We start from the raw sequence: 12045 nt of genomic DNA, 5'->3' as shown, positions 1-12045 counted from the left end.
GGAGAACTATGGCTTCCCCCTGGATCAGATGACGGAACTGATCAAGGACGGCATCCGGCGGCAGTGTCCCCGGCGCAACCTGTGCGTCAAGGTGAGGTTCGAGGCGCGCGACAGGGGTTCACTCACGGCCTGCCAGTTCGCGGAGACGGAACCCAAGCAGGGGAGCATGGTCAGGCAGGGCTCCACCGTCGTGATCGTCACCGGCAAGGAGCCCTGCTCGACGCCGGCAACCCCCGGCCCCGGCGACTCGTCCCCGGCGCCCGAGAAGCCTCCCGCCCCACGTTCACCCGACGTTCTGGAGTCGGAGGCCGGTCAGTGACGGAGGGCTCGCCAGAAACCGGCCCCGCCGCGGCGAAGCAGCCGCGGCCGGCCGCCGACGAGGCGGCGAGCTGGCTCGGGACCGACTCCCCGATCATCAAAGTCCTCGGGGCGGTCGTGGCTCCCGCCACCGCGCTCACCGCGATCTTCTTCTACTTCGGCTGGTCCCGCGCCTTCTGGTTCTACGACTACCTCGGCGTGGATTCGACGCTGCTGGGCCTGACCACCCAGGACTACGTGTTCCTCAGCGTGGACGGCCTGTTCGTGCCGCTGGTCACGGCCGCCTGCGTGGGGCTGGCCGTACTCGTCCTGCGGTGGGTGCGGACCCGGCTGGGCATCCGCGTCACCCCCGCCCCCAGGGTGCTGGTCCCGTTGATGGTCGCGGCGGGGCTGATGTTGCTCCTCAACGGGGTCTCCCGCATCTTCGGCGAAACGATCTTCAACAGGCAACTGGCGATCGCTCCGCTGAGCCTGGCCGCCGGGGTGCTGCTTCTGGTGTACACGCCTCGCCTGACCCGGATCGCCCGCCCGCGCTGGGTCACCGTCCTGGAACTGGCGGTCGTGCTGGTACTGGTCGGCATGAGCCTCTTCTGGGCCGCCAACGACTACTCCGCCGCGGTCGGCCGTTCCCGGGCCCGCGAGTTCGTCTCCCAGCTCTCAAGAGCTCCGGCCGTGGTGGTCTACAGCGCCCATGGCCTGAGCCTTCAGCATGTGCCCGGTATCCGGCGGACCCGCTGCGAGGACCCTGACACCGCCTACCGGTTCCGTTACGACGGCCTGAAGCTTGTGCTGCGCTCCGGCGACCAGTATCTGCTGGTCCCGGCGGACTGGTCGCGCGCGGCGGGCGTCGCCCTGCTGCTGCCCCAGAGCGACACGCTCCGCTTCGAGTTCAGCCCGGCATCCGTCCGCGCCACCACCCGGCCACCGTCCTGCTGAGCGCACGAGGCCTCTGATCGCCGCGGCGCGGGCGGGCCGTACCCGTTGGTGCGGGTGTGGCAGGTCAGGGGCGGGTGATGGCCACGGTGTCGTACGGCGTGGCCGACGTCGGCTTCGTCGTGAAGCGCGCGTTGGGGAGGTACAGCCGGGACTTGAACGCGGCCACGGTCGTCGGGATGTCGAATCGCGGACTGCCCACCCGCCGCACGACGCGGCCCTCGGTACCCGCCGCGTTCACGCGCAGCGTGGTCAGGAGGCTGCGCCTGTTCGTCACCCCGTTCTCCACCGCGTACAGGGTCCGGCCGCGCAGCAGCAGGCCGTCCCCGTCCGGCAGTGACTCGCCGTTGAGGTCCACCCGGCGGGTCTTGCCGGATGGGTGGACGCGGAACAACCCGCCGGTGTTCGACTGGACCACGAGCAGGCCCCGGCCGTCCGGTGTCTGGGTGATGCCGTTGGCGTTGAAGCCCTTGCCGTACTTCAGATCTCCGGTGAGCCGGATCCGTTCCGCCTTCGCGGGCAGTCGTTGGCCGCGCAGCGGCAGCTTGTAGAGCACGGGGTTGGTGGAGTCGGTGAACCACGCGGCGTCCCGGGTGAGGACGACGTCGTTGACGAACGCCGGGCCCTTGGCCAGCCGGTAGGAGGCCAGTACCCGGCCGGTGCGGGTGTCGATGACGCGGGCGTCGCCGGCCGTGCCACCGGCGACGAACAGCCGTCCGTGCCCATCGGTCTTGATCCCGAGGGCCGGCTTGCCCGAACCCCGGCTGATGATCTCGCCGTGTCCGGTGCGCAGATCGGCGCGGTAGATGGAGCCGTCGGCCATGGAGCCGATGAACGCGTATGGTCCGGGACCGATGGCGATGCCTTCGGGCCGGAAGCCGTTGGGCAACGCCAGGGAGGTCGGATATTTCGCGGGCCGTCGGTCCGCTGTCGCGCCGGCGGGGCCGCCGACGGTGCTGACCAGTGGGAGTGTGACGAGAAGCGCACCCAGGATCCTGATCGATCGCATCATGTGCTGCCTTTCTCGAGAGCTTCGCGTAGGTGATGGGTTGCGGCCCCGGTCCGTGTCCGCCGTGGCCTGCCCCACCCACGGTAAAGATCTGATAGGTACCATTCGGTACCTTACGCACCATGAGTACCTTTGACCGGCCGGGTGACGTCTTCCTGGCCGACTGCCCGGCCCGGCTCGCCGTCGAGATCCTCAGCGACAAATGGTCGGTCGTGGTCGTCTACGCCCTCGGCAACGGCCCGCGTCGCCACGGCGAGCTCAAGGCCCTCATCGGCGGGGTCAGCACGAAAATGCTCACCCAGACCCTGCGCAGGCTCCAGCACCACGGGCTGGTACGGCGCGAGGCGTTCGCCGAGGCGCCGCCACGGGTCGAGTACACGCTCACCGGCCTGGGGAAGTCGGCGCTGGAGCCGGTCGACGCACTGTGCCGCTGGGCCGAACAGAACGGCGACGCCGTACTGGATGCCCAGGAAGGCCAGGCCCAGCTGATGTAGCCATCTCGGCCGGGTGTGTCTCAGGCCGCCGCGCACCCGGCGAGGATCGCCGCACTCTTCCGGCCGGGAGGCGCACCCGGTGTGCCCGCGAGGCGGCTCCTGGCTCAGAGGGCGGCGAGGTCGACGGCCTCGGCCATGGCCCGGTAGCCGGCGTCGTTCGGGTGCAGGCGGTCTCCGCTGTCGTAGGCGGGGCGGAGGCGATCGGTGTCGGCCGGGTCGGCCAGTGCGCGGTCGAAGTCCACGATGCCGTCGAACTCGCCGCCGCCGCGGATCCACCGGTTGACGGCGTCGCGTACCGACTCGCCGCGGTCGGTGAAGAGCGGGGAGTCCTTGAAGGGCGGGATGGTCCCGCCGATGATCTTCACGCCCTCGGCGTGGGCGGTGCGGATCAGCTGCCGGTAGCCGTTGATCAGGGCTTCGCTGGTCGCCTTCGGGTTCGGCGTCGTGCAGGTCGATGGCGTGGTGTCGCCGTGCATGATGTCGTTGATGCCGCCCATCGTGATCACCGTCCGTACTCTGGGGTGGCCGAGAGCGTCGCGCCGGAACCGGTTGAGGAAGCTCTCGCCGAGGCACGCCGAGTCGTTGAGTACCCGGTTGCCGCCGATGCCGCCGTTCAGCACCACTTCCGAGCGGCCCGCGCGCTTCAGCCGCCGGGCGAGTACGTCGGGGTAGCGTCGGTCGGCGTCGGTCGTCGCCGCCTGGCCGTCGGTGATCGAGTCACCGAAGGCCACGATCGTCTCCCTCTTCGCCGGGCGGTGGGTGGAGACGTCCAGCCCGGCGAGGTAGTACCAGGAGGTGCTCCGCTCGGTGAACGGCGCCGCGCCGGGATCGCGCAGGTGGTCGCCCGTGGCCCGGTAGGAAGTGGCGACCGCGAGGTTGTGGTTGGTCGCCGGGCCGGTGGGGTCCTTGAGATACAGGGTCACCGTCACGTGCTCGTCGGCTCTTACGCGCAGGTCCACCGGGTCGGCCGCCATGAGCCCGCCCGCGGGGATGGTCACGGACGCGGATCCGCCGAACCTGACCGTCCGCATCGTTCCCGGCCGCACGCTCGCGCCGCCCGCCGACTCGCCGACGCTCGCGCCGGTCAGCCGGAGGGGGGCTTTGCCGTACACGTTGGACAGCCGCAGCCGCAGGCTCGATCCTCCCGCACCGACGCGGACGACCTGCCGCACGGAGTGGTTCTTGAACCCCGTGTAGGCCCAGTTGGAGATCCACTCGCTCTGGCTGGGATGTTGTACGGCGGCCGCCCACCCCCTTGTCCAGTGGTGCGTGGTGGCGGTGGCCGGGGCGGGCAGGGCGATGAGAGACGATGCTCCCAGCAGGGCGATCAAGGCCATGCGAAACACGTGCGTCGTCCTTTCGTGGTGATGTGTCACGGTGCCGGGGTGACATCCAGGGCGGTGCCGTACAGGCGGGACACGGACAAGGTGATGACCACACGTTGCTCGCGTGCCTGCTGTTCCAGGAAGGCCGGTACGTCATCCACCTGGCCGGCGAACGCCAGCAACTCCTCCGGCTGATCGCTCACCCGAGCCTCGCCTTCCGCGACGGCGAACGACCATACGTCGTCTCCGCGTACGTGCAGGGCGACGCGCGGGTCGTTGCGAACCTGGCGGGCCTTGAGGCGGTCGGCGGTGGTGGAGATCCGGATGACCCGTTCGGCCGCGCTCCATCGGTACGACACCGTCGACATGGCCGGGTGGCCGTTGCGCCTGACGGTGGCGAGCACGCCGAACCGCTGCTCCAGCAGGAGTTGTTCCAGTTCCCGCGTGGTCAGGCCGCGTGGGGTGGGACCCGATTGCTCACTCATGTGTTCCCCTTTTCTTCTTCAGCCGGCGGCGAACCGGTGGAAGAAGTCGATCTGGTCGGCGACCACACGTGTTCGGAAGGTCGGGTCGGTGTAGAAGGTGAAATGGGTGCCCGGGTAGGCGCGCAGTTCGCCCTTGGGCGCGCGGTCGGCCAGCGCCCGCGTGGTCTCCAACGGCGTCTCCTGATCTTCGGCGGCGACGCAGACCAGCAGCGGGCAGGCCAGGCGCGCCGCGGCTTCCGCGGGCCGGTAGCGCATCATCTGCAGCAGTCCTCTGGGCGCGACGCTGTTCTGCCACAGCGTCTCCCCGCCGCCGGTGAGCGTCTGGATGTGCTGATCGGCTTCCGGAGTCGCGGTCACGGCGAGCTCTCCGGGCCGTCCCACCATGGGGATGTAGTACGGCCTGAGGCCCAGCTTGCCGCGGATCGTGTCCCAGACGATCGCGCCCAGCAGCCGCAGGGTGTTCCCGGTGGAGCGTCCCTGCACCTTCTTGGGGAATCCGTTGAACGGGATCTGCGCCACGACGGCGGGAACCCTGGGGTCGGCGGCGGCCACGGTGATGGCGTGCGCGCCACCCAGCGAGTTGCCCCACAGCAGCACCCTGCCGGGATCGATCCGCTCGTGCGCCCGCGCGAAGGCGACGGCGGCGCGGACGTCGATGATCTGCCCGGCGACATCCGGAAACTGGCGAGGCTCGCCGTCGCTTTCGCCGAAGCCCCGGTAGTCGAACACGAGCGCCGCGAAGCCCTCGGCCGCGAAGCGCTCGGCGTAGTCGAAAAGCCGGTCCATCGTCCCGCTGAAGCCGTGGCAGAGCACCACGCACGCCGACGGCCCCGATCCGGAGGGCAGATAGAGGTAGCCGGCACACCGGACGCCGGCGGCGGTGAAGGACACCTTGGTCCGCATACGGAATCATCTCCAGAGCAATAGACTGACTGCTGGTTAGCAATATAGCGAAAGAACTGACCACGGGTAAGTGAGCTTCATGACATCTCAGCGCATCCTGGACGCCGCGGGCGACCTGTTCGCCGCCCGCGGCTACCGGGCCACCTCCATGCAGGCCATCGCCGACCGGGTCGGTATCACCAAGGCCGCCCTCTACTACCACTTCGACTCCAAGGACGAGATCCTCCGCCGCCTCACGCTGCCGCTGCTGGACGAGCTGGAGCTGGTACTGGCCGAGGCCGAGTCCGGGGGTGGCGGCGCGGACGGGGTGCGGTGGCGGGCGATCGAGGGCTACGTCGACGTCCACCTGCGTCACCGCGGCACGCTCACGATGCTGGTCAAGGACATGACGCTGCTGGTGCAGGCTCCGGTGGGCGAGCGCTTCCGGGCCGCGATCGCCCTGACCAACGAGCTGGTGGCCGGTCCCGGGAGCGGCCTGGCTCAGCGGGTGCGCGCCTCGCAGGTGGTCGCCGGGCTGGCCGACCCCGTGGTGCTGTTCCGCGACGAACCCGCCGAGCGGCTGCGGGGCCTCATCCTCGACGGGGCCCGGGCGCTCCTCGGCGAGCCGGGCCCGCCCGGCCCGCGCGGCCGCGCCCGGGGACGGAACGGCGGGCGCCCCGCCGCGCTCACCCAGGAGCAGCTGGCGCAGGCACGTTCCCTGTACGCCGACGGTCTCGCCGTCGAGGAGATAGCGGCCCGGTTCGGTGTCTCCCGTGCCACCGTCTATCGCCGTCTCGAAATCAAATAATTATGAGAATTAGTTTTTGAGAAGAGATACTTGCCCGCGTGGGCGGACTTCACAGAGCGACGCGGGCCGCGTGGCGCAGGATCCTCGAGTCGCACAACTCGGGCACGTCCAGCGCGATCGAGTGCCCAGTGCCCGGCACCAGTTCTGCGCCGCTCGCTACGGCGATGGTTGGCCAGGACCCGGCGGGCCACGCCGTACAGCCAGAGTTTGCCCGCCTCGCCGTCGGGGAGTCCGGCGATCCGCTGCCAGGCGATCACATAGGTCTCGGCCACGATGTCGGCGGCGTCCTCGGGAGAGGAGCACCGCCGTATGGCGTATCCGAGAATCTGCTCGTAGGTTCGCCGGTACATCGCCTCGAACCGGGACCGGTCGTCTTGGTCACTCACGTCTCATCCTCGTCAGACCTTCCCAATGCCGCGTGCTTTCACTTCCTACGTGTCCGCGGGCGACGGCAGAATTTCAGGCCGGGTGTAAACGATGGAGCCGATCGGCGTGAGCCGTGGCCTGACACCGGAAACCCCTGCGCGTCGGCGAGGAGGCGCCGGGGGGAGGACCGACGAGGTGATCGGACGCGCGCGTGCTCACCCTCCCATCTCGCGGTGCGGCTCTTGCGCGGTCACCTCGGGGTGACCGCCTCGGGGGTGTTCTCCTCGGCCGCCGGCGCGGATGGCTTGTTCTCCGGGCCGCGGACGGCGGCGTAGACGAACAAGATGCCCATGACGATGACACCTGCCCACATGGCCTGCTGCCAGCCGTCGACGAAGGACAGCCTGGCGGCGTCAACCAGCGGCTGGGCGTGGGAGCCGGCGGTGTTCGCGGCCTCGATGGCGTTGGCGACGCCTTGGCGTGCGGCGTCCGCCGCGCCCCGGGGGATGCCGTGGAGCCTGTCGTCGATGGAGCCGCGGTAGCCGTTCGCCAGGAGCGCGCCGAGCAGGGCGACGCCGAGTGCGGTGCCGAACTCGCGGGTGATGTCGTTGAGCGCGGAGGCGACACCCTGCTTGTCCCGTGGCAGGGAGCCGGTGATGGCTTCCGTGGACGGGGTCATCGACAGGCCCATGCCGATGCCCATGGCGAGCATGCCGGGCAGGATGGACAGGTAGCCGCCCTCGACGGAGACGATGCCGGCGATGAGCGCCAGACCGGAGGCGAACAGCGCGATTCCCGCCGCCATGGTCGAGCGGGCGCCGACGTACGCGGCCAGCTTGGGCGCCAGGCCCGAGGTGATCATCATCAGCACGGCCATGGGCATCAGCGCCAGGGTGGACAGCAGTCCCGACCAGCCGAGGACGGCTTGGAGGAACGGGAACAGGACCACGAAGACACCCGCCTGGACACCGAAGACCACCAGCAGCGTGATGGAGCCGCCGGCCAGGCCGCGCTCGCGGAAAAGGCGCACATCCAGCAGAGAGGCGTCCCCGCGGCGCAGTTCCCAGGCCACGAAGAAGATCAGGGCCACCAGGCCGACGACGAGAGCGGCCAGGGTGACCGGGTCGCTCCAGCCACGCTCCGGGCCTTCCTGCAGGACGAAGATCAGGCCTGCCACGGCGACGACGGAGGCCAGCGCGCCCATGGTGTCGAAGGAGTGCCCGGAGTGCTCGCGGGAGTCGGGTACGGATCGCATCATGCCGAGCGAGACGACGACCAGGACGACGGGCAGCACGAACAGCCATCGCCAGTCCGCCACGTCCACGAGCAGGGCGGAGAGGAACATGCCGATGATGCCGCCGCCACCGGCGACGCCGGTCCACACGCCGATCGCCTTTCCGCGCTGCTCGTCGGGGAAGGTCGAGGTGATCACGGCGAGGGTGATCGGCATGATCATCGCCGCGCCCACACCGCTGAGCATCCGGGCGGCGATCATGACCTCGGATGACGGCGCCAGGCCCGCCAGCACGCCGGCGGCGCCGAAGACGATCAGGCCGGTGACCAACATGGGCTTGCGGCCCAGCCGGTCACCGATCGCGCCGAGCGGAAGCAGCAGCGCGGCCAGGGTGAGGGTGTAGACGTTGATGATCCACAGGATCGTCGTCTGCGAGGCGCCGAATTCGACGGCCATGTCGGGCTGGGCGACGTTCAGTCCGGTCACCGAGGCGATGACCGCCATCAGGGCGACGCAGACGGCGATCAGGATGGTACGCAGCCGGCGCGGATCCATCGCCGCCGGTGCGGACGGGTTGGTGCTCATGTGTTCCTCTCGGCGAAAGCAGGAGCTGTCTGCGGGCGACGATAGGCACGCTTTGCACCTGGCGCATGAGATGTTGCCTATAACGCAAGACAATGAGGGTCTGGACAGCCTCGTGCGCAAACACCTGCGGGTCGCGGAGGGCCGGCTCACCGCGCAGGCCCTCGTGGGAAAGACACGGCCGCTCCTCTGCATGACCGGACCTTCCGCCCGGGGATCGCCTGGTGGGTGGCCTGATTTTCCGTAACGACGGACAAGATCAATGATGCGCCGGGGTGTCGTCGACGTCGGTGAGGATCTTCGTCGTCCAGGGTCGGGAGGCCCTATCTTGATAGTTCCGGTGGTTCGGCCACCTCACCCGACGGCGAGAAGAGAGCCGCCATGCGGATCGGCATCGTCCTGCCGGCGCAGCCGGGCGTGGAACGCCTGGCTGCCCGCGCGGAAGAACTTGGTTTCACCAGTTTCTGGGTGTTCGACACGCCGATGGTCCACGGCGATCCGTTCGTCTCCCTCGCCCTCTGTGCCGCCTCCACGCACCACATCAGGCTCGGTATCGGTGTCACCTCGCCGGCGCTGCGCTCGGCGCCCGCCGCCGCGGCGGCCGTCGGCAGCCTCAACGCCCTGGCCCCCGGCCGCATCGTCTGCGGGGTCGGCACCGGCAACACGGCACGCCGTACGCTCGGTATGCGGCCCACGACCATCGCGGAGCTGGAGTCGTTCACCGCCGCTCTGCGGGATCTCACCGCCGGTCGCGAGACGGACTACCGCGAGGGCCATCGGTCCGGCAGGGTGCGCTTCCTGCACGTAGGCTCGCAGGTCAACACCGACGCCCCGGTGGAGTTCGTCGTGGCGGTGTTCGGCCCGAAGGCGGCCGCGGTAGCCGGTCGCCTCGGCGCCGGAGTGATCTCCTACGCGCTGCACGACCCCGCCGCCTGGTCCGCGCTCGGCCAGGCCAGGCGGACCGCCGGCGGCACCGAGGACGCGCGTTCGTACCTCATGACCTCCCTGCACGTCCTCGCCGACGGCGAGGACCGCTACGGCGACGCGGTCAAGGACGCGATGGGGCACGTCGCGCTGAGCGCGCTGATCCTCGCCGTGGAGAATCCCGGCGTCCGCGCCGCGCTCCCCCCTGACGAGGCCGCGGCGGTCGAGCGCCTCCTCCAGCGGCGCGGCACCACCCCCAACGACCCCAACCGGCATCAAGCGCTCTACCCCGGCTACCTCGGCCGGCTGTCGCCAGAGGATCGAGAGCTCGTCGTGCCCTCCCTGGTGGACAGGTTCGGCCTGGTCGGGACCCCGGACGAGCTCGCCGCGCGGATCGGCGCGCTGGGGAAGTCGGGGGTCGACGAGCTGGTGATCCAGCCCGTGGTGGACCCGGAGACCGAAATGGCCGAGCTCGCCCGGCTGCTGGGTTGACGCCGCCCGCGCCACACCTCGACATGCCGTCGCGCCTGCGGCCGGTGCGCGGTGGCGACCGGCCGGGCCGGCCGGCTCGACCAGCCGATCGGTGGGGCGAGGTATCGCAGCGCGTAAACCGTCGCCGGAGGGCATGACGCGGGCGACCGCGGGCTTGGGGGCCGGACAACACGCGCCGGGGCCGGCCTCGCGGCCCACCCGCGGCGCCCGACCCCGACGTTCCGTCAGCGGGCCCGTAGCGTGGCGAAGGGCAGCAGATCGAGCAGTTCGCCCTCGGCGGGGCGCCGGCCGTACGGGGCGAGCTGGAAGGTCTCCGGCCCGATGTGCTCGGCCCAGTACTCGCTCACGAACGTACGGCAGGCCGCCACGTCAGCGGGGTCGGGCACCTTGGCCAGCAGCCCGCGCTGGAAGGGCGAGTACTCCAGGAACTGGGAGGCGTGCGCCAGGCAGGCGTCGAGCTTGGCCTCCTGGACCGGGGCGACGTCCACGACGACGTCGTCCCGGTGGACGGGACGGGAGACGTAGTCGGTCATCAGCAGGCAGACCGGCTGCCGGTCCAGGGCGGGCTTGCCGCACTCGACGTTGCGCGTGGTGGAGAACTCCACCGCCTGCCCGGCGAGCGCGCCCGCGGCGCGGTTGTCGGGGTGGCCGCCACCGTCGGCGTGCAGGGCGATCACCAGGTCGGGACGCCAGCCGCGGATCTCGCGCAGGACGCGCACGCGCAGCTCCACGGTGGGTTCGAGGAAGCCGTCGTGCACGTCGTCGAAGATCTCGTACGTGGTCACGCCGAGCGCGTCGGCCGCGCGCCAGGCCTCCTCGGCGCGGCGGCGGGCCAGGGGGGCGCGTTCCATCTCGTGGTGGCCGGCGTCCCCGTTGGTGAGCGTCAGGAACTTCACCGCGTGCCCCGCCCCGGCCAGCAGGGCGGCGGTGCCGCCGGCGTAGATCTCGGGTTCGTCGGGATGGGCGGCGATGACCAGCGTGCGCAACATGTCTCAGCTTTCGTTAGGGGATGTGCTCTCCGGTACGGCCTGCCGTACCGGCATGGAAGACCCGCTCGCGGGCCAGATCGAGGGCGTAACGGACGGCGCCCTCAAGCACGCTGCCGCCGCCCGCGCGGCCGACGGCCACGGTGACCGGGGCCAGGCCGGTGGGGGCGAGCAGCGCGGCGACGCGGGCGCGCAGCGGCTCGGCGCCGGCCACGCAGAGGGGGCCGCTCAGGACGACACAGCCGGGGTCGAGCACGCCGACGGCGGCCGTGACGGCGATCGCGACGCGGGCGGCGACGTCGTCGAGGAAGGCGTGCGAGGTGCCGTCGCTCAGGAGGGCGGACACCTCGGCCAGTCCGCTGTCCGCGGAGGCGGGCAGGCCGTGGGCGGCGGCGAGGGCGGCGAGGGGGGAGGCGCCGAGGAGGGCGCCGAGGGGACCGCCCTCCGGGCCGTAGAGGCGGCCGCGGCGGGCCGGGTCGGGCACGGTCACGGAGCCGACCTCGCCACCGCGCCCGGTGACGCCGCGCCAGAGCGCGCCGTCGAGCACGGCCCCCGCGCCGACGCCGCCGCCGATCCACAGCAGGACGAAGCTCTGTCCCTCGCGGTCGGCCAGCTCGCGGATGGCGACCAGGTTGACGTCGTTCTCCAGCCGGAACCGTTCGGCCCCGAGGGCGTCGCACAGGTCGGCGAGGTCGTCGAGGTGGGACCAGCCGGACAACTGGACCGCCTGGCGCAGCCGCCGCCCGCCGGCTTCGACGATGCCGGGCACGCCGAGCACGATCTGGTCGAGGTCGTCGAGACCGAGCCCGGCCTCGGCGGCGGCCGCGGCGACTGCGGCGGTCAGGAACTCCACGGCGTCGGCCCCGGGGCCGGGCGCCTCGGCCCGGTGGCGGCCCAGGGTCGTTCCGGTCAGGTCGGCGACGCGGACCTCCACCGAGCTCGCGGTCAGGTCGGCCCCGGCGACGCGCGCGGCGCCGCCCTCCAGTTCCCACATCTGCGCGGCCGGGCCGGCGTTGCCCGGCTTGGTGCCGGCCTTGCGTGCCAGCCCGCCGTTCTCCAGACGGCGCAGCACCTCCGCGGCCGACGCCTTGGACAGGCCGGTGTGCTGTTCCAGCTCGGCGCGGGTGAGCCCGCCGTGGCGGAGCAGGAGTTCGAGCGCGGCGCGTTCGTTGAGGGTGCGGAAGACCGTGGGGTTCCCGGTGGACAT

At 71.0% G+C, this 12045-nt stretch carries 13 protein-coding genes; 5 read left to right on the top strand and 8 right to left on the bottom strand.

The window, feature by feature from the left end:
• The first annotated feature begins 28 nt into the window (after window positions 1-28).
• On the top strand, window positions 29-319 hold the full coding sequence (locus ACIBKY_RS50095; RefSeq protein WP_397108897.1) for a hypothetical protein: 291 nt from the start codon (window positions 29-31) through the stop codon (window positions 317-319).
• Window positions 316-1254: a hypothetical protein gene (locus ACIBKY_RS50090; RefSeq protein WP_397108895.1), complete on the top strand. Its 939-nt coding sequence runs from the start codon at window positions 316-318 to the stop codon at window positions 1252-1254. Before ACIBKY_RS50095 ends, ACIBKY_RS50090 begins: the two co-directional genes overlap by 4 nt.
• Before the next feature lie 64 nt (window positions 1255-1318).
• Here the strand turns inward: ACIBKY_RS50090 and ACIBKY_RS50085 are convergent, their stop codons facing one another.
• Window positions 1319-2263, bottom strand: a complete 945-nt coding sequence (locus tag ACIBKY_RS50085) for an SMP-30/gluconolactonase/LRE family protein (protein WP_397108893.1) — start codon at window positions 2261-2263, stop codon at window positions 1319-1321.
• 119 nt (window positions 2264-2382) lie between these two features.
• On the opposite strand from ACIBKY_RS50085, the gene ACIBKY_RS50080 reads away from it, so the two are divergent.
• Window positions 2383-2754, top strand: a complete 372-nt coding sequence (locus tag ACIBKY_RS50080; RefSeq protein WP_397108891.1) for a winged helix-turn-helix transcriptional regulator — start codon at window positions 2383-2385, stop codon at window positions 2752-2754.
• A 104-nt stretch (window positions 2755-2858) separates the two neighbouring features.
• Here ACIBKY_RS50080 and ACIBKY_RS50075 read toward each other — a convergent pair whose 3' ends face one another.
• The 3 genes from ACIBKY_RS50075 to ACIBKY_RS50065 are packed head-to-tail and all read right to left on the bottom strand — an operon-like array spanning window position 2859 to window position 5467.
• On the bottom strand, window positions 2859-4091 hold the full coding sequence (locus ACIBKY_RS50075; RefSeq protein ID WP_397108955.1) for an SGNH/GDSL hydrolase family protein: 1233 nt from the start codon (window positions 4089-4091) through the stop codon (window positions 2859-2861).
• 35 nt (window positions 4092-4126) lie between these two features.
• On the bottom strand, window positions 4127-4564 hold the full coding sequence (locus ACIBKY_RS50070; protein ID WP_397108889.1) for a pyridoxamine 5'-phosphate oxidase family protein: 438 nt from the start codon (window positions 4562-4564) through the stop codon (window positions 4127-4129).
• 18 nt (window positions 4565-4582) lie between these two features.
• Window positions 4583-5467: an alpha/beta hydrolase gene (locus ACIBKY_RS50065; protein WP_397108887.1), complete on the bottom strand. Its 885-nt coding sequence runs from the start codon at window positions 5465-5467 to the stop codon at window positions 4583-4585.
• Window positions 5468-5546: 79 nt separating this feature from the next.
• Here ACIBKY_RS50065 and ACIBKY_RS50060 point away from each other — a divergent pair, with 79 nt between their 5' ends.
• Window positions 5547-6254, top strand: coding sequence for a TetR family transcriptional regulator (locus ACIBKY_RS50060; RefSeq protein WP_397108885.1), 708 nt, complete (start codon window positions 5547-5549; stop codon window positions 6252-6254).
• Here the strand turns inward: ACIBKY_RS50060 and ACIBKY_RS50055 are convergent.
• Complete coding sequence (locus ACIBKY_RS50055; RefSeq protein ID WP_397108953.1) at window positions 6230-6604, bottom strand: RNA polymerase sigma factor; 375 nt, start codon at window positions 6602-6604, stop codon at window positions 6230-6232. The two genes, ACIBKY_RS50060 and ACIBKY_RS50055, sit on opposite strands and share 25 nt — an antisense overlap.
• Window positions 6605-6870: 266 nt before the next feature.
• Complete coding sequence (locus ACIBKY_RS50050) at window positions 6871-8439, bottom strand: MFS transporter (RefSeq protein WP_397108883.1); 1569 nt, start codon at window positions 8437-8439, stop codon at window positions 6871-6873.
• Between the two features lie 378 nt (window positions 8440-8817).
• On the opposite strand from ACIBKY_RS50050, the gene ACIBKY_RS50045 reads away from it, so the two are divergent.
• Window positions 8818-9852: an LLM class flavin-dependent oxidoreductase gene (locus ACIBKY_RS50045; protein ID WP_397108881.1), complete on the top strand. Its 1035-nt coding sequence runs from the start codon at window positions 8818-8820 to the stop codon at window positions 9850-9852.
• A 224-nt stretch (window positions 9853-10076) separates the two neighbouring features.
• Here ACIBKY_RS50045 and ACIBKY_RS50040 read toward each other — a convergent pair whose 3' ends face one another.
• Together ACIBKY_RS50040 and ACIBKY_RS50035 are read right to left on the bottom strand one after the other, a co-directional pair.
• On the bottom strand, window positions 10077-10841 hold the full coding sequence (locus ACIBKY_RS50040) for a PIG-L deacetylase family protein (protein ID WP_397108879.1): 765 nt from the start codon (window positions 10839-10841) through the stop codon (window positions 10077-10079).
• Between the two features lie 13 nt (window positions 10842-10854).
• Window positions 10855-12045: an ROK family protein gene (locus tag ACIBKY_RS50035; protein ID WP_397108877.1), complete on the bottom strand. Its 1191-nt coding sequence runs from the start codon at window positions 12043-12045 to the stop codon at window positions 10855-10857.

It is taken from the genome of Nonomuraea sp. NPDC050394, assembly GCF_044459065.1.
GTDB lineage: Bacteria > Actinomycetota > Actinomycetes > Streptosporangiales > Streptosporangiaceae > Nonomuraea.
This window is presented reverse-complemented; position numbering and strand designations above follow the sequence as displayed.

What these genes read in the sequence shown, in the direction of transcription:
- ACIBKY_RS50095 (WP_397108897.1), top strand. Translation starts at nt 29, where the DNA reads ATGACGGAACTGATCAAGGACGGCATCCGGCGGCAGTGTCCCCGGCGC.
- ACIBKY_RS50085 (WP_397108893.1), bottom strand. Translation starts at nt 2,263, where the DNA reads ATGATGCGATCGATCAGGATCCTGGGTGCGCTTCTCGTCACACTCCCA.
- ACIBKY_RS50080 (WP_397108891.1), top strand. Translation starts at nt 2,383, where the DNA reads ATGAGTACCTTTGACCGGCCGGGTGACGTCTTCCTGGCCGACTGCCCG.
- ACIBKY_RS50075 (WP_397108955.1), bottom strand. Translation starts at nt 4,091, where the DNA reads ATGGCCTTGATCGCCCTGCTGGGAGCATCGTCTCTCATCGCCCTGCCC.
- ACIBKY_RS50070 (WP_397108889.1), bottom strand. Translation starts at nt 4,564, where the DNA reads ATGAGTGAGCAATCGGGTCCCACCCCACGCGGCCTGACCACGCGGGAA.
- ACIBKY_RS50065 (WP_397108887.1), bottom strand. Translation starts at nt 5,467, where the DNA reads ATGCGGACCAAGGTGTCCTTCACCGCCGCCGGCGTCCGGTGTGCCGGC.
- ACIBKY_RS50060 (WP_397108885.1), top strand. Translation starts at nt 5,547, where the DNA reads ATGACATCTCAGCGCATCCTGGACGCCGCGGGCGACCTGTTCGCCGCC.
- ACIBKY_RS50055 (WP_397108953.1), bottom strand. Translation starts at nt 6,604, where the DNA reads ATGTACCGGCGAACCTACGAGCAGATTCTCGGATACGCCATACGGCGG.
- ACIBKY_RS50050 (WP_397108883.1), bottom strand. Translation starts at nt 8,439, where the DNA reads ATGAGCACCAACCCGTCCGCACCGGCGGCGATGGATCCGCGCCGGCTG.
- ACIBKY_RS50045 (WP_397108881.1), top strand. Translation starts at nt 8,818, where the DNA reads ATGCGGATCGGCATCGTCCTGCCGGCGCAGCCGGGCGTGGAACGCCTG.
- ACIBKY_RS50040 (WP_397108879.1), bottom strand. Translation starts at nt 10,841, where the DNA reads ATGTTGCGCACGCTGGTCATCGCCGCCCATCCCGACGAACCCGAGATC.
- ACIBKY_RS50035 (WP_397108877.1), bottom strand. Translation starts at nt 12,045, where the DNA reads ATGTCCACCGGGAACCCCACGGTCTTCCGCACCCTCAACGAACGCGCC.